The sequence below is a fragment of the Polynucleobacter necessarius genome (assembly GCF_900095175.1).
Taxonomy (GTDB): Bacteria; Pseudomonadota; Gammaproteobacteria; order Burkholderiales; family Burkholderiaceae; genus Polynucleobacter; species Polynucleobacter necessarius_I.
This window is the reverse complement of sequence record NZ_LT606946.1, coordinates 131,022-150,115: the sequence shown is the minus strand read 5'-3', so window position 1 is coordinate 150,115 and position 19,094 is coordinate 131,022. Positions and strand designations below refer to the sequence as shown.

The 19,094-nt window shown below is 45.3% G+C and carries 21 protein-coding genes and 1 pseudogene; 5 read left to right on the top strand and 17 right to left on the bottom strand.

Going from position 1 to position 19,094, the window contains the following annotated elements; translation table 11 throughout:
• Positions 1 to 16: 16 nt before the first annotated feature.
• The 3 genes from trmB to DXE44_RS00760 are packed head-to-tail and all read right to left on the bottom strand — an operon-like array spanning position 17 to position 2,198.
• Positions 17 to 814, bottom strand: coding sequence for a tRNA (guanosine(46)-N7)-methyltransferase TrmB (gene trmB / locus DXE44_RS00770; RefSeq protein WP_231970516.1), 798 nt, complete (start codon positions 812 to 814; stop codon positions 17 to 19).
• A gap of 38 nt (positions 815 to 852) precedes the next feature.
• On the bottom strand, positions 853 to 1,311 hold the full coding sequence (locus DXE44_RS00765) for a DUF2721 domain-containing protein (protein ID WP_114651860.1): 459 nt from the start codon (positions 1,309 to 1,311) through the stop codon (positions 853 to 855).
• Between the two features lie 41 nt (positions 1,312 to 1,352).
• The gene (locus DXE44_RS00760; protein ID WP_114651858.1) at positions 1,353 to 2,198 is read right to left on the bottom strand and encodes an undecaprenyl-diphosphate phosphatase; all 846 of its coding nucleotides are present in this window, start codon (positions 2,196 to 2,198) and stop codon (positions 1,353 to 1,355) included.
• Between the two features lie 131 nt (positions 2,199 to 2,329).
• Between DXE44_RS00760 and DXE44_RS10460 the strand changes: the two genes are divergently transcribed.
• The 3 genes from DXE44_RS10460 (at position 2,330) to DXE44_RS10180 (ending at position 3,942) form a co-directional block, all read left to right on the top strand.
• Entirely contained in the window at positions 2,330 to 2,485 is a 156-nt protein-coding gene (locus tag DXE44_RS10460; protein ID WP_231970515.1) for a hypothetical protein, read from the top strand.
• Between the two features lie 364 nt (positions 2,486 to 2,849).
• Entirely contained in the window at positions 2,850 to 3,254 is a 405-nt protein-coding gene (locus DXE44_RS10185) for a TolC family protein (RefSeq protein ID WP_197712785.1), read from the top strand.
• Positions 3,226 to 3,942, top strand: a complete 717-nt coding sequence (locus tag DXE44_RS10180) for a TolC family protein (protein WP_197712784.1) — start codon at positions 3,226 to 3,228, stop codon at positions 3,940 to 3,942. Before DXE44_RS10185 ends, DXE44_RS10180 begins: the two co-directional genes overlap by 29 nt.
• 21 nt (positions 3,943 to 3,963) lie before the next feature.
• On the opposite strand, the gene waaC is transcribed toward DXE44_RS10180, so the two are convergent.
• The 6 genes from waaC to DXE44_RS00725 form a co-directional block, all read right to left on the bottom strand.
• Entirely contained in the window at positions 3,964 to 4,995 is a 1,032-nt protein-coding gene (gene waaC, locus DXE44_RS00750) for a lipopolysaccharide heptosyltransferase I (RefSeq protein ID WP_114651856.1), read from the bottom strand.
• Between the two features lie 40 nt (positions 4,996 to 5,035).
• Positions 5,036 to 5,584, bottom strand: a complete 549-nt coding sequence (gene rfbC / locus DXE44_RS00745) for a dTDP-4-dehydrorhamnose 3,5-epimerase (RefSeq protein WP_114654292.1) — start codon at positions 5,582 to 5,584, stop codon at positions 5,036 to 5,038.
• Positions 5,585 to 5,615: 31 nt separating this feature from the next.
• Complete coding sequence (gene rfbA, locus DXE44_RS00740) at positions 5,616 to 6,539, bottom strand: glucose-1-phosphate thymidylyltransferase RfbA (protein WP_114654291.1); 924 nt, start codon at positions 6,537 to 6,539, stop codon at positions 5,616 to 5,618.
• A 25-nt stretch (positions 6,540 to 6,564) separates the two neighbouring features.
• The gene (rfbD, locus tag DXE44_RS00735) at positions 6,565 to 7,590 is read right to left on the bottom strand and encodes a dTDP-4-dehydrorhamnose reductase (RefSeq protein WP_231970514.1); all 1,026 of its coding nucleotides are present in this window, start codon (positions 7,588 to 7,590) and stop codon (positions 6,565 to 6,567) included.
• On the bottom strand, positions 7,544 to 8,602 hold the full coding sequence (gene rfbB / locus DXE44_RS00730) for a dTDP-glucose 4,6-dehydratase (protein WP_114651854.1): 1,059 nt from the start codon (positions 8,600 to 8,602) through the stop codon (positions 7,544 to 7,546). Before rfbB ends, rfbD begins: the two co-directional genes overlap by 47 nt.
• 200 nt (positions 8,603 to 8,802) lie before the next feature.
• The gene (locus tag DXE44_RS00725) at positions 8,803 to 9,882 is read right to left on the bottom strand and encodes a CgeB family protein (RefSeq protein WP_114651852.1); all 1,080 of its coding nucleotides are present in this window, start codon (positions 9,880 to 9,882) and stop codon (positions 8,803 to 8,805) included.
• Between the two features lie 75 nt (positions 9,883 to 9,957).
• Between DXE44_RS00725 and DXE44_RS00720 the strand changes: the two genes are divergently transcribed.
• Complete coding sequence (locus DXE44_RS00720) at positions 9,958 to 10,848, top strand: alpha-1,2-fucosyltransferase (protein ID WP_114651850.1); 891 nt, start codon at positions 9,958 to 9,960, stop codon at positions 10,846 to 10,848.
• A 4-nt stretch (positions 10,849 to 10,852) separates the two neighbouring features.
• Here the strand turns inward: DXE44_RS00720 and DXE44_RS00715 are convergent, their stop codons facing one another.
• The 8 genes and pseudogenes from DXE44_RS00715 to DXE44_RS00680 all read right to left on the bottom strand — a co-directional run bounded on the left by DXE44_RS00715 (position 10,853) and on the right by DXE44_RS00680 (position 17,350).
• On the bottom strand, positions 10,853 to 11,776 hold the full coding sequence (locus DXE44_RS00715; RefSeq protein ID WP_114651848.1) for a glycosyltransferase family 2 protein: 924 nt from the start codon (positions 11,774 to 11,776) through the stop codon (positions 10,853 to 10,855).
• Complete coding sequence (locus DXE44_RS00710; RefSeq protein ID WP_114651846.1) at positions 11,776 to 12,675, bottom strand: DUF6492 family protein; 900 nt, start codon at positions 12,673 to 12,675, stop codon at positions 11,776 to 11,778. Before DXE44_RS00710 ends, DXE44_RS00715 begins: the two co-directional genes overlap by 1 nt.
• Before the next feature lie 15 nt (positions 12,676 to 12,690).
• A complete protein-coding gene (locus DXE44_RS00705; RefSeq protein ID WP_231970512.1) occupies positions 12,691 to 14,058 on the bottom strand; it encodes a glycosyltransferase family protein in 1,368 nt (455 codons plus the stop codon).
• Positions 14,059 to 14,076: 18 nt separating this feature from the next.
• Positions 14,077 to 15,036, bottom strand: a complete 960-nt coding sequence (locus tag DXE44_RS00700; RefSeq protein ID WP_114654288.1) for an aspartate carbamoyltransferase catalytic subunit — start codon at positions 15,034 to 15,036, stop codon at positions 14,077 to 14,079.
• A 17-nt stretch (positions 15,037 to 15,053) separates the two neighbouring features.
• Positions 15,054 to 15,560 carry a bifunctional pyr operon transcriptional regulator/uracil phosphoribosyltransferase PyrR gene (gene pyrR / locus DXE44_RS00695; RefSeq protein WP_114651844.1) on the bottom strand — a complete coding sequence of 169 codons (507 nt, stop codon included), beginning with the start codon at positions 15,558 to 15,560 and terminating at the stop codon, positions 15,054 to 15,056.
• A 1-nt stretch (position 15,561) separates the two neighbouring features.
• A complete protein-coding gene (gene ruvX / locus DXE44_RS00690) occupies positions 15,562 to 15,987 on the bottom strand; it encodes a Holliday junction resolvase RuvX (protein ID WP_114651842.1) in 426 nt (141 codons plus the stop codon).
• Positions 15,980 to 16,561 (bottom strand): annotated as a pseudogene (locus DXE44_RS00685) (YqgE/AlgH family protein). The gene ruvX and the pseudogene DXE44_RS00685 overlap by 8 nt, the downstream one beginning before the upstream one ends.
• A 114-nt stretch (positions 16,562 to 16,675) precedes the next feature.
• Entirely contained in the window at positions 16,676 to 17,350 is a 675-nt protein-coding gene (locus DXE44_RS00680; RefSeq protein ID WP_231970511.1) for a YdcF family protein, read from the bottom strand.
• Positions 17,351 to 17,571: 221 nt separating this feature from the next.
• Between DXE44_RS00680 and DXE44_RS00675 the strand changes: the two genes are divergently transcribed.
• Positions 17,572 to 19,062, top strand: a complete 1,491-nt coding sequence (locus DXE44_RS00675; RefSeq protein WP_114651840.1) for a cryptochrome/photolyase family protein — start codon at positions 17,572 to 17,574, stop codon at positions 19,060 to 19,062.
• Positions 19,063 to 19,094 lie beyond the last annotated feature (32 nt).

The following is a 19,094-nucleotide window of genomic DNA, read 5'->3' as shown; positions in this document are numbered from 1 at the left end:
TGACATCATTGCTACTTTATTTTTTCTTATAGACTAAGTCCCACACACCATGTCCCAGCTTAATGCCCCGAGTTTCAAACTTAGTGGTTGGTCTATATGCAGGTCTCTCGACATACCCAGAATGCTTAGCCTCCATCTGCTTAAGAGTCGGCTTGAATTCTTTAAAAGACTCTTTAGCAAGCTCAATTTCACTAGCAACATCAGTCGCTGAAAAAGTTTCAATGCGTATTTGATCAGTAGAGGTATTTTCTAAGTCGGACTCTGCATTTAATACTAAGAGCATTTGCTCAGCATAGTTATGCCAGTCGGTAGCTAAATGCAAATAGGCACCAGGTTTGAGACGAGAAACCAGCAGTCTCACAAACTCTACCTGAATTAGGCGGCGCTTGTGATGACGCTTCTTATGCCAAGGATCTGCAAAGTAAATATGAATACCATCAAAAGAGTTTGGTGCAATCATCTTCTCTAGCACCTCAATTGCATCATGACGAATCAAGCGTAAATTGGTCAGCTGGTTTTCACCAATCAGTTTTAGTAAAGCGCCAACTCCTGGAGAGTGCACTTCAATTGCCAAAAAATCATCCTCAGTGCGTAAGGCAGCAATTTTGGCAGTGGTCTCCCCCATCCCAAAACCAATCTCCAATATCTTTGGACGGGAGGAGCCATTAAAAGCCTGAGGAAGATCCAATACGGTCTCTTGAAATGGCACTAAGAACTGAGGGCCCAAGTCATCAATAGCCCGCTGCTGGCCAGCAGTGGTTCTACCAGCACGCAATACAAAAGAGCGGATACGCTCAGTTCTTGAAAAATTCACGAGAGAAATACTTTCATACTTTATGGATTTCTTAGACTCTATTTTGGAAAAGGCGTATTCCAGCCAGCCGAGCGATAGGCATAAACCACTTCACCTAGCACGATAGAAAGCGAAGTCATAAACGACATCAATCCCAGTACAAACGTCCAAATGACATAGGTGGCCTGTAATGACCGCACCGCACCTGCCTGGAAGAAAAATAACTCTAGAACTGTTAAAGAAATAAATACGCCGCTTAATACATCAAAGAAAATCGCAGCCGTACAAAGACGCCCCCTGACCTTTGCCTCATTCGCCTCTTGCGTCATATGAGTCAACATATCTTGATCCTGAATGCCGCCCTCTTGAATTCGGTGCTGAATAGCGCGCATACGATCCACCGATCGAGCCAAGCGAGCAGAGATTGCATTAATTAAAGTTGCTACTGCAGTCAATAAAAAGACTGGGGCTAATGCCAGCTGAATATTATTGGTAATAGCGTCAATTGATACATCCATATTTATTCCAATCTGCGTCTATGAATTTGAATTATCTTGGTTTAGTGGGACCAGGCTACAAGGCCGGTGTACGCACTCACCAATACCAGCACACCAAAGACAATGCGATACCAGGCGAATGGGATGAAGTTATGTCCAGCAACATAATGAATCAACCAGCGCACACAAATAAATGCGGAGATAAAAGCGGAGATAAAACCGACCACAATCGCCCAAGTAAAATCGCCAGACAAAGAAACGGGATTTTTCCAAAGCTTGAGAAGTTCGTAAGCAGTTGCACCGCCGATTACAGGAATTGCTAAGAAGAAAGAAAATTCAGTCGCAACTGCACGCGGCAGGCCAAATAACATGCCGCCAATAATGGTCGCACCGGAACGAGAAGTTCCAGGGATTAAAGCAGCGCATTGCGCCAGCCCAACCTTTAAAGCATCCATTGGGATGAGATCATCTACCGACTGAATATGTGATTTGCTTGAGATAAGTTTTTGCTGACGGCGCTCTGCCCAGAAGATCACCAGTGCGCCAACGATAAATGCAGAAGCCACCGGAATGGGCGCAAATAAAACAGCTTTAATGTATTTGCCAAATACGAACGCCAAACCCATCGCTGGAATAGAGGCAATCAATAGATTGAGAATGAAGCGTTGAGAGATGGCGCTTGTTCGAGCAGTAGCAGCAACCTTCCAGAGCTTTTCTCGGAACTCCCAACAAACTGCCAAAATCGCGCCAAACTGAATAATGACCTCGAAAGCCTTTCCACGCTCATCATTGAAGTCGAGTAAATCACCAACCAAAATCAGATGGCCCGTACTGGAGATTGGCAAAAACTCGGTTAAGCCCTCCACTACCCCCAGTACTACCGCTTTAGCTAGCAAAATTAGATCCATAGGCGCAATTTTATAGATAGATGAAGCAGATCCTAGGATTTGGCAAAATAAGGCTTAAATCCAGCGCTTTAGGCAAATAGGCCTTAAACTTCATGGCACATTGAAAAGCACCCGAATTAGATGACATCGAGATGACATCGACACGTTTTCGCCTCTCTCAGTTAACCAGTTTTGGTGTAATCCTGGGTCAGGCGTTCGGACTCGGAGTCTATCCGTCCGCAGCACTAGCACAAAGCGCTAATGGGGCCAAACCTTCATTGCCAACCCCTGTGAGTGCACAATCTTAGTAGGTCTAGACATGCCGCCACAGATGGTCGCCTTGCCAAAGCAAGCGATTCCGATCAATGAAGCACCGTCTAATGTCAGCGCTAACAGTGCAACTAATACTAGTCAGGCAACGGATTTAATTCGACTCTACCAAGAAGCAGCATTTAGCGATCCTGTATTAAATGCTGCTCGTTTTAACTATCAAGCTAGTAAAGAGCTTTATTGGCAAGGTTTATCCCTCCTGCTCCCACAGGCTAGCGCCGTACCTGGTGGTACTCGCTACTATCAGCATGCGGCAGGCAATACTCCTGCTAGCTCATATCCCAGCAATCGGGTATACGATCAAAAAACTATACCGTCACCCTCACTCAACCTGTCTTCAATATGGCAGCATTTGAAGCATTTAAACAGGGTGACCTCAATACCAAAATTGCGGATATGCGCTTTTACTTAGCGCAACAAGACCTGATTATTCGTGTTTCACAAGCGTACTTCGATGCACTCACCAGTCAAGATAACGTTGAGCTCTATCGCAATAAAAAAGGGTTGATCAAACAGCAGCTAGAGATTGCTCAAGCCAAGATTGATGCTGGTCTGGCAACTATTGTTGATGTCAACACTGCACAAGCAGCTCTTGACCTTGCTAATTCTCAAGAAATTGCTGCTCAAGCAGATCTGATCGTTAAACGAGGTGTACTGGAGCAGTTAGTAGGCCGCCCTGTAGGCGCTCTAAAACCACTTATCAAAGAAGCTAAGATTGATGGCGTTCTCAAGGACCCTCCGCTCTAAATCAAAAGATGGTAATGGCACTCCGATTGCAGACAGCGTCAACCCTCAATTGCCGAAAGGTCAAACTCTAGAGGATTGGATTAATCAAGCAGAAACAGCCAACTTTAATGTCTTGGCAGGTCAGCTCTCAGTTAACTTAGCGGAGAGCACCTACAAGGCTTCGCAGGCACTGAATTATCCTTCTCTTAATTTTGTAGGTACAGCGGGTTACAACACCTCTAACAGAACGGCCAATAGCCTAACCCCGCCACAAACGAATATTTATAACAACACTATCGCCTTGCAGATGACCATTCCCTTGGTCTCCGGCGGCTATAACAGCTCTCTAATTCGTCAGAATGCTGCCCTGCTAGATGCAGCAAAGGCGAACTATGACAATGCACGCCGTACCGCAGCCCAAAGTACCCGTGCAGCATTTACCGGCTTCTATGGTGGCCTAGCCAGCGTCAAAGCCTATGAGGCAGCTGAGCGCCCATCCACTTCAGCGCTGGAGTCTAGTAAGCTGGGATTTCAGGTGGGGACTTTGATCAATATTGATGTATTGATTGCTTTAAATACCGTGATCACAACACGCTCGCAATTACAGCAAGCGCGCTACAACACAATTCTGAATGCCATAAAACTAAAGGCACATGCGGCAGCGCTATCAGATGAAGATCTCATCTCCATCAATATCTTACTGCGCTAATAACTAAAAATCAGTCAATCTTTAAGCTTGATCTAGAAGCTTTAAAAATGCGTTAAGAACCTCTTGAACGCTCGGTGGATTTTGAATATCGCCCACATTACAAATTCGATCAGACCAATAACCTTCTGTTTTCCAACGTGGCGAATCGCAATAAATCTCTACAGTTGGCTTCTCCAAGACCGCCGCTAGATGAGTCAGGCCAGTATCTACCCCCACCGTTAGAGCAGCGCCAGCAATTACCGAAAAAGCATCCTCAATCGAAAATGCTGGGGGTACCAGTGCATTTGGAATCTGTGCGGCGAGTAATTCGCTAATTTCTTTTTCGGAGGGACTGCCCCAAGGGAAAACCACTTGATATCCTCGAGCAGATAAATCTTTACCCAGCGTAATCCAATTGTCATTAGACCAACGCTTAGCTTCTCGAGCCGTTGAATGAAAGCACAATACATAAGGCGCATGAAGCCCTTCAACGGAACTCTTTGAAATACTAGAAACCCATTGCGCTGGATAAAACTGTGGCGCATCACCTCGCTCTATCAAAGACCAATCCAATACAGAGCACATGACCCAACGCGAACGATCCACAGCATGGCACTGCTTGGGGACCTGTACTGACTGGTTATAAAAAGATCTAGATAAAGGCTCGTAACCTGAGAACTCTGTTGCATTGGCTAGGCCGGCAATAACGGCCGTGGAACTCTTCTTGGCTAAAGAGCACACAATGGCGGATTTCAGTAAACCCTGGGTTTCGATCAATACGTCGTAAGTAGTAGATTGAAGAGTTTTTCTAAACGCAAAAAACTCTTTCCACGTTACTAGCTTAAAAAGATTTTTTTTCCAGCGGCGTAGCCCAAAAGGAATGATGCGATCGATACCTCTAAAACCGTCTTTTGATAATAGGGGCTCCAAGAGGTGTACATACCCTTCTTCCACAACCCAGTCGATTTGTGCTTCCGGTAAACGTGCGCGCAAATCCCACACAATCGGCAAGTTATGCAATACATCCCCAAGAGAGGATAGTTTTACCAGCAGGATTTTGGGGGAAGTGCTCATGCGAGCATTATCTTATCTTTTGAAAATGCCCCTAAATTCATTAAAACTTAGGAGCAACATCCCACGATAAACCAGCAGAATCTTTGGCATTCATATTGGGGGAGATACCAGCAGGTAAAGGCCAATCAATCCCGATAGTTGTATCGTTCCAAGCCAAACAAGCTTCGCTTTGCGGGTGATAGTAGTCGGTCGTTTTGTATAAAAACTCTGCAGTCTCCGATAACACCAAGAAGCCATGGGCTAGACCTGCAGGTATCCACATTTGCTTATGGTTTTGAGCACTTAATTCCAGGCCTACCCACTTGCCAAAGCTTGGTGAATCTTTGCGAATATCCACGGCTACATCAAAGACGCTACCGGCTACAACACGCACCAACTTACCCTGCGTTTGTTCAAGCTGATAATGCAAACCCCGCAAGGTCCATTGACGAGAAAAAGAATGATTGTCCTGAATAAACTCCACATTCAAACCCGTGGCTATAGAAAAGTCATGGGCATTGAAGGATTCGGTAAACCAGCCGCGCTCGTCACCAAATACTTTTGGCTCGATTACCAATATATCATGAATGGCAGTAGGAGTCACCAAAATTTTAGAGGACTTCAAAAACTCACTCATCCAATCATCTAATCATCTTCTTATGAGATAGAGAAACAGGTTGCGCGGAAGTATTGAGTTCATTTAATATTTTGCTCAAGTACTGACCATAACTATTCTTACTTAATTGAGTAGCAACTTTTTGCACTGTCTCAGCACTAATCCATCCCTGGCGATAAGCGATCTCTTCAGGGCAAGCCACCATGAGGCCTTGGCGCTTTTGGAGAGTGGCAATAAAGCCAGCGGCATCCAGCAAAGAATCATGAGTGCCGGTATCTAACCAGGCAAAACCACGGCCCATAATTTCTACACTAAGCTCATTGTTTTCGAGATAAACACGATTGACATCGGTAATCTCGAGTTCGCCACGTGCACTAGGCTTAATAGATGAGGCGATATCACAGACTTGATTGTCATAAAAGTAGAGTCCTGTTACTGCATAACTACTGCGCGGCTTAAGAGGCTTCTCTTCAATCGAGAGTGCTTTGTAATCTTTATCAAATTCCACCACACCATAACGCTCAGGATCCGTGACGTGATAGGCAAAAACCGTCGCACCATCATTACGAGCATGAGCGCTATCCAGCTGATCAACTAATTCATGGCCGTAAAAAATATTATCGCCGAGCACTAAAGCGCTTGGGTTATTACCAATAAAGTTTTTTCCTAAAGTAAACGCCTGCACTAAACCATCGGGGGATGGCTGTACGCAATACTCAATATTTAAGCCCCATTGCGAGCCATCACCCAGCAACTCTGCAAAACGTGGCGTGTCATGCGGTGTAGAAATTAGCAAAATATCGCGAATGCCCGCAAGCATGAGGGTTGTCAAAGGGTAATACACCATCGGCTTGTCATAGACAGGCATGAGTTGCTTTGAAACAGCCTGGGTCACTGGGTACAAACGACTACCAGATCCACCAGCCAAAATGATACCTTTGCGATTCATCTGGTTTACTGCCATAAGATTCTTTCTAGATCAGTCTATCTTTAGCCAAATTAGAAACATACGCCTTAACAGCAATATCCCACGGCTGATTTAATTGTTCCAATTTTGACATATCGCCCCGACCCACAAGCACTTGACCGAGCTTATCCGTCGACATCCTTGAATTCATAGGCCTAGGAGTGGGCAAAGGGTACTCCACTGCAGGAATGGACTTGATTGCACCGGGAACTATTTTCAAGGACGCCCCATCCTCTAATGCTGCTTGTACTGCCAAACACGCCAAACCATGCCAAGTAGTTTCACCAGCAGGAACTGCATGGTAAATGCCAGAAGGAAATTCTTTAATCCTGAGCTTGTCATCGGCCACTAAGCCTAAACTCACTTGCGCCAACCATGTGGCACTCGTTGGAACGCCATACTGATCATTGATGATCTTGAGCTCTTCACGATCTTTAGCTAGTCGCAAGATGGTCCGAATAAAATTGCCGCCATTTCCATACACCCAGCTTGTTCTGAAGATGGCATATTGACCACTACCGGCATTGCCAGCGAAAATTCTGGCAATTGTCTCTTCACTAGCAGCCTTGCTTTTTCCATAAACCCCTAAAGGATTGCGTATATCGTCTTCCAAGCAATAGCCGTATTTCTCACCATCGAAAACATAGTCTGTTGAATAGTGCAGAAAAGTAGCGCCATGATCTGCAGCATATTGCGCCATGATTTCTGGTGCTCTTGCATTGATAGCAAAAGCTAAATCAGGTTCTGTTTCTGCCCTATCGACTGCCGTATATGCTGAAGCATTAATGATCAGCTGGGGCTGCAATTGATTTAGGAGGGCTTCCAATGCAGATGCATCAGCAAGATCGCATTCAGAGCGACCTACATAATTAATATTGGGCTTATGCGCCAAAGTAGGTAAGAGCGAATCCAGCAAAACATGGAGCGCTTTACCTAACTGACCATCCTTACCAAATACCAAAATCTTCATAGAGATAAAGTTGGCTTTAGTTGTATTGCTTTTGTAACCAGTCGCGATAGGAGCCGCTGACAACGCCCTCTATCCAAACTGGATTATCCAAATACCATTGCACCGTCTTCCGAATACCCGTATCAAATGTCTCTGCAGGACGCCAGCCAAGCTCACGCTCAACCTTGCTTGCATCAATGGCATAACGACGGTCATGCCCTGGGCGATCTTTAACGTAGGTAATTTGATCAACATAGGACTTGCCGTCAGCTCGAGGCTTGAGTTCATCCAAGATTGCGCAGATGGTTTTAACCACATCAATATTGGCTTTTTCATTCCAGCCACCAATGTTGTAGGTTTCACCTAATGCCCCTTTAGTCAAGACTTCACGAATCGCCGAACAATGATCACCAACATAGAGCCAATCACGAATTTGCTGACCATCACCATAAATAGGTAATGGCTTGCTATTGAGTGCATTCAGAATCACCAAAGGAATCAACTTCTCTGGGAAATGATAAGGGCCATAGTTATTAGAGCAATTGGTGGTCACCGTTGGGAAGCCATAGGTATGAAACCATGCGCGCACTAAATGGTCAGAGGCAGCTTTAGAGGCTGAGTATGGACTATTAGGCTCATAAGAATTAGTTTCTGTAAATGCAGGATCAGTTGCAGAAAGTGATCCATAGACTTCGTCAGTCGAAACATGATGGAAGCGAAATGTCTTCTTTGCGGATTCATCTAAACCATTCCAATACTCACGGGCACACTCTAATAAATTAAATGTGCCAACGATATTAGTTGTGACGAACTCAGCCGGCCCATGAATGGATCGATCCACATGGCTCTCAGCAGCAAAATTCAAAATGGCACGAGGCTGATGCTCTTTGAGCAGTCGTGCGACTAACTCTTTATCGCCAATATCTCCATGGACAAAAATATGGCGCGGATCATCTTTTAAAGATGCAAGAGTGGCTAAGTTGCCGGCATAGGTGAGTTTATCGAGATTAACAACGCCCTCATTACTGGGCACATTTAGCCAATCGAGAACAAAATTTCCACCAATAAAGCCAGCACCACCAGTAACTAAAATCATTTTTTACCCTATTAATCAAATACTTAGCACCCATTACTAGAGAGGGGTACGAAAAATTATTCTAATAATTTTAACTGATCTATCAAGGACTTAGCGCGATGAAGGGTGGTGTGGGAAGCAAATACCTCACGCTGCGCATGCAGGGCTTTTTCAACCCCCAAGGAGGGATTGTGCATCAGCTCTTTAAATAACTCATCGTATTAAGCGGGTGAATTTGCGATAAAAAAAGAGTTTGATCCAAAAATCTTATTGAGTAGCATGGGGTGATCAATTAACTGCGGAACCCTGCACGCCGCCAATTGATATGTGCGCTCATTTAATTCACAAGCCCAATCGATTTGCTCTGGTAAGTGCACATTCAGTCCCACCTTAGCGCGCGCGTAGATATAGCAATCCCGCTCTCGATTAAATTGAAAATGCTTCACTTGCTTCCAGCCAGGACCATCAAGGAATCCAGAGTACTGACGTGCAATGTTTTTTAAATATGCAATGTGTTCGCGCTTGCGCGATGCCATCAAAACATAATTCAGATCACGCTCAAATCCTGCGACCGGAAAATAATGCAATGTATTAGCGCCGAAAGGAATATAGAGAATTTGGTAACCCGCATCAAAAAAAGGTGCGTACTCCTTTCGGCTCCTGACGTAATCTTCATCTCGATAGCTATAGAAAAAATCAATGTCATGCGCTTTCGCCCAAGCCAAGCGCGGAAGCAAAGGGGTGCTTTCGTACTCCTCTAGCGCCGCACTCAAGCCAACACGCAGTTTATGACAGCTCTTATATTTGGCAACCACATCCCAATCAATACGACGGAGATACTCATGGTTATCGCTGGAGAGCAAAATAGTAGGCTTGAATTGATCTAACGCGCTTTGTATCTTCTCTTCCCAACCTAGAGCTCTTGCGGGAATGCCAATGTAATTCAAACTCTCCATCAAGTTAGAAAAGAGTGAATATCCTGCTGGAGAAAAACGTGCATCTGGAATTTGAATCAAGATGCGCTCGACACTTGCCCCCATCATGCAATTTTTAAGCAGCGCCTCTAAATCCATTTTTAAACGAGTTCCTTGCTGAACCAGCAGGTCGGATGAGCTAAGGCATGCCGCTACATCCTCGTGCAGAAACTTATTCTGAAGCGCGTTTTCTGCCTCAACAAGAATGAGATCATGCCGTCGAAGTGTGGTTGAATTGAAAAGCCAATTAAATTGATGCTTTTCAAATGAGCGCCGTAGCTTAACTTTGCGTTTCTTAGCAAGCTGCAACAAATGGATAAGAGTCATATTCAGCTTGAAATACAAAGGAAGTAGTTTTAGACGACAAGACTCCCAATTGAGTCCATCTGATGGTCTAATTATATGATTATGAATATCATCGCACAGCTCCAAGGCGGCCTAGGAAACCAACTATTTCAGTACGCCACTGCCAGAGCGCTAGCGCATCAGCACAAAACCTCCTTACTGCTTGATCAAAGCTGGTTTACCAAGACTTATGAAGACGTAACCCCTAGAGAGTCGCTAATCTCCGCATTAAGTACTAAGGGCGCACCAATCTCGCTTGATTTGCCGCCAAAGAGGCCTAAACGCATTCATCGCATCCTTCAGAAGCTATGGCCCATTAATCCCTTTGTTTATTCAGAGCGAACTCCATATTGTTTCGACCCCAGCCTTTTAAAAGCCCCCTCCTTCAAAACTCAAAATCTTTATCTCATGGGATATTGGCAGTCATATCGTTATTTTGAATCGATCAAAAAAATACTGCAGTTAGAAGTAAGTCCTAAAGCCCCATTAGACGCACATTACCAAAACTACCTTAACCAAATCCAAGCTTGCAACTCCTCTATGGTCCATGTTCGACGCGGTGATTACGTTCATCTAGCGAGTGCAGCAAAGGTACATGGTTTTATTGGACTTGATTACCACCAACAAGGAATGGCAATACTGCTAGACAGGAAACCAGAGACCCATTTTTTTGTGTTTTCAGATGACTTAGATTGGGTGAAGGCGAATCTACCTTACCAAGACAAGATGACGTTTATTCAATCCCTAGATAAGGGTGACGCAGTCATACAAGAGTTGGAGCTCATGACGCACTGTCAAAATCATTTAATTGCCAATAGCTCTCTGAGCTGGTGGGCAGCTTGGCTGGCAAAAGATTCAAATAACACGGTAATTTGTCCAAGCCGATGGACAAATGACCTCACTATGAATTGGGATGACCTACTTCCATCTCACTGGCAAAGAATCTAAGCGCTTAGAAACGACCGCCAAGAGAAACTAGCACTGAAACTAAAAGCCGCTCAAGCCTAGTGAGCGGAGTTAGCAAACCATTACCGCGAAACTGAAAACGCGCATAAATCTCATAATTCGCCAGCACTGAAATACCAGGAATCTTCTGATTCAATTGCAACATAAAAGGAATTGCCTGCTTTAATCTTTTACTCAATGCTATTGGTTTAGGGAAAAGCTCACCATCCATACCCAGGCCGACCAAGTAAGCACTTCTGCTGACATTAAAAATTCTATTTGTCTCAGAGTTCTGAACCTGACTGGTTTGCTTAGAATGAATTCGGTAGGTAATTAAATTGTCACAAAGATTAGCAAAGCGATATCCCGCTAAAGCCAGCTCCGCCCAAAGCGAGTAATCTTCCGCGTAGTCCTTGCCAATCTGATAAGGATGCCTCTTGAATGCCTCCGCCTTACCCATAACAGCGGGATTGCACAAAGGGCTACACACGGTAATTAAAGCGCGGATATCTGCGTCTGAATAGCGCTGCTTTGATGACTTCATCCTACCGCTACTCTCGTAAAGAGAATAATGCGCTCCGCCACAAATATCCGCTTTATGTGACTCCAAAAAAGTAATTTGCAACTGCAGACGGTTAGGGAAAGCAATATCGTCAGCATCCAAAAAAGCAATGTACTCACCCTGAGCTGCAGCAACCAATTGGTTGCGAGCTTTTACCAGGCCTTGATTCTGCGCTAGATGCGTTTTTACAATCCGCGCATCGTCAAATTGCTCGATGACCTGCTGAGTCTGATCCGTAGAGCCATCATTCAGAATGAGCAACTCAAAATGGGGATAGGTTTGCCCCAAAATACTCTCAATCGCCTGAGCAATATGCTGCTCTGCATTAAATGCAGGCATCAGCACACTGACTAGCGGTGATTTTGTCATCAGAGGTAACTCTGCAAATATCGACCAAAGCGTTTGATACGCCTCAACCAACGGGAAGGTAATGATTTATTGCTGGGGCCGAGATGGCCATCCATATTCCAGGCTGATTGGTAAATCACCCCGAAATAATTTTGCACTAATTTAGCCTCGGTTTCACCCAAGCGCTTCATTAAGAAGTACTGCCAGTCATAGTGATAGGTTCTAAATAAAGGCTCCACAGCAATTAAGGGAATGGCGTGATACTTCATGAGTGCCTCTCCATATATCAAAGACTCTGGAAGATCCATGGAGATGAGATCCCAAATGCTGATGTCTTTGGGCTGCAGATATTCTTGGTCTAGAGATTGCCAAACTTTTGCAGACCAATTAAATGGGGCTGGGGCACAATAAAAATGAGGGCCAACTCGACCAAATAATTTCTGTACACGCTCCGCCTCGATCTTGAGATCGCGCTCCACTTTATGGTGCCCGCGATTGCTGGCGATTTGGAATAACTCCTTATTCTGATGCAGCACGGTATAAGGAACATTTTCATTGCTGACAAAATCGGATCGCCTGAAATCACAAATAAATTTGCTATCCGAATCTAAACATAGATAATTTTCAGCTAAACCCAGGCGCCAGAACTCTGACTTAATGATTTGCTGAGATAGCCCTCCAAGCATAGCTCGATATTGATCAAAGCTAGCCCTAGGATTAGCAGCAACGATTTCTTCATCTGCTACCCATAGGTATGAATCCTTACCAAGCACTTCCTCTAATAACGCCTTTTCCGAAGTCGGAGTAGAAATATAGAATGGTATTTGGTCCAGGTTATATTGCTTCACTGAGTCCAAAAGTCTCTTGAGGCGTAAAAAATCTCGGGAGTACGATTTGCAATAAAGGACAAAGTCTTTCAAATGAATTCCCGTTCTTTATTTTGGTCTATTTTGCACTTGAGTCAAGATAGTATTTACCGCTTGGTCGACCCCAATTGGATTCCAGGTCGGCTGAATTAATTGCTTGCCCTTCCAGTCCAGCCAAATTCTTTCTAGAGCCAGTTCAATTGCCTCCGCATCTAATTGTGGGCTGAGATAAGCCCCACGATCAAGCAACATCTTATCTAGCTGTGGATTGCGGTGAGTAATCCCCCAAATCGGACGCCCCGTCCAAAGGTAATCGTAAAACTTGGATGGGATATATTCAGCACACCACTCATCATTACCATGCAATAAGATCAACACATCAGCAGCTTGCATTTTTTCAGATACCTGCTCCCGACCAGATTTACCAGTAACGGAATCTCTTTCTAAACGCCCATGCGCCAGTAAAACATCTTCAAAACCCAACTGCTGGATAGCATCTATCGAAAGTGAATCCAGCGGTGCTCCGTATGCATGCACTCGAATCTGATCTCGCGCTTCTGGATACTTTTTTAGCAATGGTACCAATGCTTTGAGAATCGTTGAAAGCGAACGATCATTCGCTAGAGAACCAAAATGGCACAAGTTCAGTTTCTCAGTGTATTGATGCGATTGATTGGCATCCAGACTTCCAGGCGGCTCTGCGCCTGGTGTCACTACAAAACCATGAGCATTATTGGGCGTATTGAGATTTGGGTTGCGCACTTTAGCGTAATGCAAAGCGCCATCGGTAAACCACCAAAGCTTGTCAGAAAACCGAGTAAGTTGATTTTCCAAATAGTGACGAAAATGGGCATCACGATTTTTAGGCTCTTCAAAACCCTGATCTTCTGGATTCTTACGGATTACCAAAGGATCATGCACCTCAGAAATCAATTCAATACCCGTTGCCTTTTTTAACCAAACTCCAGCTAGGTGCGCAGACCATGCACTTCCCACCGAGAGAACAACATCAACTTTGCCAGCACGAATTAAGCGCCATCCATGAAAAAAAGCAGGTAATGTCCAAGACCACTGGCTAGAGTAACCCAGCAACAACTTTTCAATTGCAATCAAGGGTGAAAGCAATAGTGAAACTGTTCTTGTTGAGAATTTATAAATTAAACCTCGACCATACTTATTTGCTACCCAATGTCGAAAATCAAAACGGAATCCCGCTGGGCCCCAGGCAATGAACTGGTAGTGTGGGAAACGTTGATCTTTGAGTCCGGTAATCGCACTAAACACAATTGGCTCGACACCAGCCTCTAGTAGATAAGGAATCTTATCGGTAATAGTCAGACTCGCAGCACGCCCATCCATATTGAATGCATGGGTCAAGATCAGCCAACGCCTCTTGTCGGTTATTGCTGGTAACTGAACGGTACTTTGAGTGCTCAAGAGCTATATCCGATCTAACTAGTTACCGGCAACGATAGACATCACCGCCATGCGCACAGCAATACCAAACGTAACTTGATTCAGGATGACCGACTGAGAGCCATCAGCTACAGCAGAATCAATTTCTACACCGCGGTTCATGGGGCCAGGGTGCATCACGATAGCATCAGGTTTAGCTAAGGCTAATCGTGCAGGGGTTAAACCATACTGTTTAAAGAAAGCATCGCCCTCAGGAACTTGCCCCGCTTCCATGCGCTCCTTCTGAATACGCAAGGTCATCACGACATCAACACCCTTTAGCCCCTCTTCCATGCTGTGGAAAACCTTCACTCCCAACATATCCAAATCGCTTGGCAAAAGACTCTCAGGGCCAATCGCACGAATATCTGTACAACCCAAAGTTCTCAAAGCGCAGATATTAGATTTCGCTACACGACTATGAACAATGTCGCCCACAATTGCTACCTTGAGACCACTAAAGTCTTTCTTGAAGTGGCGCATCGTATACATATCCAGCAAGCCTTGAGTCGGATGCTGGTGACTACCGTCGCCGGCATTAACCACATGGACGTGCGCAGGAATGTGTTGAGCAATTTCAATAGGTGCTCTAGAAACGCTATGGCGTACTACAAAAATATCTGCCTGCATTGCTACTAAGTTATCGATCGTATTTAAAAGACTTTCACCTTTAGCGGTAGATGAAGTGGAGATATCCAAATTAATCACATCAGCTGATAAACGCTTAGCGGCAATTTCAAAAGTGGTACGAGTGCGAGTAGAGTTTTCAAAGAACAAACTGAAAACGCTCTTGCCGCGCAATAGTGGCACTTTTTTAACCTCTCTCGCAGGATCGGTAACGCTTACGAACTGCTGGGCAGTATCCAAAATATGCAGGATCTGTTCTTTTGGCAAACCCTCCAAGGTCAGCAAGTGTGTCAATTCGCCAGCAGCATTAAATTGATTTACTGGAGTAATCATTGAGTTGTTAATTCCGATCATTCTGCGCGCTCTTCTAATTGGAAACTGAACTTGCCAGCGCCATCTTCTTCTAAAACTAAAATTTGATTGTCAGGAACACTCACTTGCTCACCCACAAAGTCAGCAGAGATTGGCAACTCACGATTCTCACGATCTGCCAAAACCATCAACTCCACTTGGGCAGGTCTACCAAAATCAAATAACTCATTGAGCGCTGCACGAACTGTGCGGCCAGTAAGCAATACATCATCAATCAAAATCACATTTGCGCCATTGACCTCAAAAGGAAGATGGGTAGACATCGTGCTGGCAGTACGAAGTGCTGTCATACCCTTCTCCGCATAGTCATCCCGATGAAACGCCACGTTAATTACACCAAAGTGAGGAAGATTTAAATCGGCGGCTAAACGCTCTGCAATCCACGCTCCGCCCATTGCAAGACCAGCCAACTCAAATGAGTCACCAGCCTTTTTGCGCTGATTCAAAGTCTCTAGTAATTTCAGATAGGACTGCTCTGCATTCATGTCAACCAATCCAATTCTTTTCAAGGAAATACTGCTCCAAAATCAAGGCCGCAGACTCGGCGTCCAAATTGTCTCGCATATCGGGATCACCCTCTAAAACAGCGGAGGTATAGCGCTCATCCACCCACTCCACTGGCAGCTGAAAGCGTCCATGCAGCTGATTGCCAAAGCGGCGGGCCTTGACACTCACCTCATGCTCAGTACCGTCAGGGTGGAACGGCAGCCCCACTACCAACTGGTTTGGTTGCCACTCTGTAATGAGGGCCTGAATAGCCCTAAATCGCACATCCTCAGATGGCTCCGCAATGATCTTCAAAGGCTGACCGACCTTGGTCAGAGTATTGCCAACAGCAATACCAATTCGCCGCGTCCCATAGTCAAAAGCCATGATGGTTAGCTCCGCATTCATCCCAACACCCTCAGGCATGCCCGGCCTCGCCTGATAGATGGGAGGGATCAAAGCCCAGAAGGCTCATCGTCCGCTCGTAGCGCTGGCTAGACGGGGTATTAAAAATGATCTCAATCATTTGCTGCTGGGATAGGGGCACGTTGATCCAGCCATTGAGGGTGATTTCCTCCTCTAACTGGCCAGCACTCCAGCCTGCATACCCCAAGGTCATTAAGAATTTACTAGGCCCAGAACCTGTTGCCACAGCCTCAAGCACATCCTTAGACGTTGTCATGGTCAAACCACCTGGAACGGCTCAGGAGGAGCTGCAAGCCACCTCTGTGGTGGGTTCATGCAAGACAAAACCACGCTCGATTTGCACTGGACCGCCAAAATAGACCGGTTGTTCAGATACTGGCGCCTCTAGCTTGACCTCAATTTTTTCAAATAAGGCGCCCATATCCAGCTCAGTAGGGCGATTGATCACCAAGCCCATTGCACCCCGCTCGGTATGCTCAAAAAGATAGATGACTGAACCAGCAAAATTAGGATCAACCATCCTAGGCATGGCAATCAGGAATTGGTTTGCGAGATGATCAGCGGAATAAGCAATTGAAGACCCAGCAGCAGAAGCTTGGGAGGTCTGGGTGGGTACTGCAGCGTGCCCCACAGGGGCTTTTTTAGCCATGTTCATGTGGGTTTATTTTACCGAATTCCCCCGCCTAAGTTAGATCTTTCTAGTGATCCAGTAAGCCAAGAGACCGACCACCTCATGCATCAGCTTATTCCAGTTTTGCATGCCATCCTCCAAATCAAACCTCCCCCACCGCAAACGGTTGCCGGTTTGGTAATCGACCGGCACTGGAATTACCTCAATCCCCTGTTTTTGGAAAATCTTCACTGATCGGTACATATGCGACGCCGAAGTAATCAGCAACCATGGTTTTGGGGTTGCATCAGCTTCTTTGACACTCTCAGCACCCAGCTCCAAGATCATGTGCTTCATCAATATAACATTTTCATAGGTATTGCGGGATTGGTTTTCATAATGGGCATTTTTGTCTGGCAAGCCCTGCTCCGCCACCAGTTGCTTAAAGGCATCAGCTTCAGATATCCCCTTTGGAGAAAGACGCCCAGAGAAGCCGCTAAAGATGTAGGGTAGATCGGGGAACTTGCGAATGAGCTCAAAGGCCTTGGTGACTCGCTCAGCCGCGGAATAAATTGATACCTCACCACGATCTACTGCAATCTCGCCACCTTCAATGGCGCCGCCCAAAATAATAATCCCAGCAAAGTCTGGCTCCGACATCTGAGCAAGCTGAACCTTTGGAACGCTATCTTCCAGAGCTCTTAAAAAGATCTCAGAAGTAGGCAACCATCCAACTAACAACAAGTCTGCCAAAGCAAACAGCAAGAATCGTTTGCATAGATGAGGTTTTCTAAGGGTCAGAAATAACAAGCTGAGGACTACAAAAACAATTACCCAGTTCAGGGGCTCAATGCAAAACTGCACTAGTTTTGAAAAAAAGAAAAATAAAGTATCCATAAATTAGTAATCTATTAATAAGCAAGATATTACTCGCAAGCCCAGCGAAGCTCCTCAATAAGCCCTAATATAGGGCTATGCAAAAAACTCTCGTTTGGCTCCGTCGCGACCTGCGTCTCTATGACAACGCCGCCCTTCATCACGCCCTAAAAAATAATGACCAAGTTTGGCTAGCATTTGTCTTTGATACTGACATTCTGGACCCACTGAAGTCCGAAGATCTCGATGTCAGCGGCCTCAAACATGATCGCCGCGTAGACTTTATATGGCAAGGTCTGAAGCAAATCGACGAGCAATTACGTAAACAAGGTGGCGGACTCATTATTCAGTTTGGCAAGCCCACCACGTGCATTCCGAAGATTGCAGAGACATTGGGTGTCAACTCCGTTTATACCAATCATGACTATGAGCCATCGGCAATTTCCCGCGATGACTCTGTTGCCAAATCACTAGAAAAACTTGGTATTGAATTTGATACTTTTAAAGATCAAGTGATTTTTGAGAAAAAAGAAATTCTTACTAACTCCAATACGGCTTTCTCCATCTTCACGCCATACAAAAATAATTGGCTTAAGACTTTGCAAGAAAAAGATATTGCGGCGTATGACTGCACCCCTAAAAAGAGACAGTTCGCAGTTATCCCAAAGATTCTGGAGGCCACTTTACCTTCACTAGAGTCTATGGGCTTTAGCCCCACAGGTATTGAGGCCTATCTGCCACCAGGATCTGAAGGTGGTCAAAGTTTCTTAGAGGATTTTCTGCACCGCATTGATCAATACCAAATCGGTCGAGACTTCCCAGCCATTAAAGGGGTGAGCTATCTATCCACACATCTCCGCTTTGGCATGCTATCCATAAGGGGCTTAGTACGCGAGGCACATCGTCGCATGCTAGCAGGCAGTATGGGTGCAACGATCTGGTTAAGCGAGTTGATCTGGCGTGATTTTTATTTCATGATTCTGGCTAATCATCCTCGGCTTGCTGAAGGTGCAGCGTTCAAACCTGATTATGACAATATTCAATGGGAAAGCGGTGCTATCGCCAAGAAGTTATTCAAAGCTTGGTGCGATGGAAAAACTGGTTACCCACTAGTGGATGCCGCTATGTGCCAACTTAATCAAAGCGGGTATATGCATAACCGTCTACGGATGGTGGTGGCCAGTTTCCTCACCAAGGATCTAGGCATTGATTGGCGCTGGGGTGAAATGTATTTCGCAAAACACCTCAATGACTTTGAGCTATCTTCCAACAATGGTGGATGGCAATGGGCCTCTTCTTCAGGATGTGATGCGCAACCCTACTTCCGCATCTTTAATCCGATCACCCAATCCCAGAAATTTGATCCCGAGGGAAAATTTATCCGTCGCTACTTACCTCAACTGGACAAGCTCTCTAAGAAGTCTATTCATGCACCTTGGGAAGCCGGTCATATTGAACTTGAAGCTGCCGGCATTCTGCTGGGTCGTGACTACCCCCTACCAGTCGTCAATCATGATGAAGCGCGCAAAAAGACTTTGGTGCGCTATAGCGTAGTCAAAAAAGTGACTTCTGAGGATTCCGCAACTTAATCACGAGCCTTAGTTCGTTCCGCTTTAAGATA

Excerpts from the sequence above, each read along its gene's own strand:
- DXE44_RS00765 (WP_114651860.1), bottom strand. The coding sequence starts at position 1,311 with ATGGATGTATCAATTGACGCTATTACCAATAATATTCAGCTGGCATTA.
- DXE44_RS00760 (WP_114651858.1), bottom strand. The coding sequence starts at position 2,198 with ATGGATCTAATTTTGCTAGCTAAAGCGGTAGTACTGGGGGTAGTGGAG.
- DXE44_RS10460 (WP_231970515.1), top strand. The coding sequence starts at position 2,330 with ATGACATCGACACGTTTTCGCCTCTCTCAGTTAACCAGTTTTGGTGTA.
- DXE44_RS10185 (WP_197712785.1), top strand. The coding sequence starts at position 2,850 with ATGGCAGCATTTGAAGCATTTAAACAGGGTGACCTCAATACCAAAATT.
- DXE44_RS10180 (WP_197712784.1), top strand. The coding sequence starts at position 3,226 with ATGGCGTTCTCAAGGACCCTCCGCTCTAAATCAAAAGATGGTAATGGC.
- waaC (WP_114651856.1), bottom strand. The coding sequence starts at position 4,995 with ATGAGCACTTCCCCCAAAATCCTGCTGGTAAAACTATCCTCTCTTGGG.
- rfbA (WP_114654291.1), bottom strand. The coding sequence starts at position 6,539 with ATGAATCGCAAAGGTATCATTTTGGCTGGTGGATCTGGTAGTCGTTTG.
- rfbB (WP_114651854.1), bottom strand. The coding sequence starts at position 8,602 with ATGATTTTAGTTACTGGTGGTGCTGGCTTTATTGGTGGAAATTTTGTT.
- DXE44_RS00725 (WP_114651852.1), bottom strand. The coding sequence starts at position 9,882 with ATGACTCTTATCCATTTGTTGCAGCTTGCTAAGAAACGCAAAGTTAAG.
- DXE44_RS00720 (WP_114651850.1), top strand. The coding sequence starts at position 9,958 with ATGATTATGAATATCATCGCACAGCTCCAAGGCGGCCTAGGAAACCAA.
- DXE44_RS00715 (WP_114651848.1), bottom strand. The coding sequence starts at position 11,776 with ATGACAAAATCACCGCTAGTCAGTGTGCTGATGCCTGCATTTAATGCA.
- DXE44_RS00700 (WP_114654288.1), bottom strand. The coding sequence starts at position 15,036 with ATGATTACTCCAGTAAATCAATTTAATGCTGCTGGCGAATTGACACAC.
- pyrR (WP_114651844.1), bottom strand. The coding sequence starts at position 15,560 with ATGAATGCAGAGCAGTCCTATCTGAAATTACTAGAGACTTTGAATCAG.
- ruvX (WP_114651842.1), bottom strand. The coding sequence starts at position 15,987 with ATGCCTGAGGGTGTTGGGATGAATGCGGAGCTAACCATCATGGCTTTT.
- DXE44_RS00675 (WP_114651840.1), top strand. The coding sequence starts at position 17,572 with ATGCAAAAAACTCTCGTTTGGCTCCGTCGCGACCTGCGTCTCTATGAC.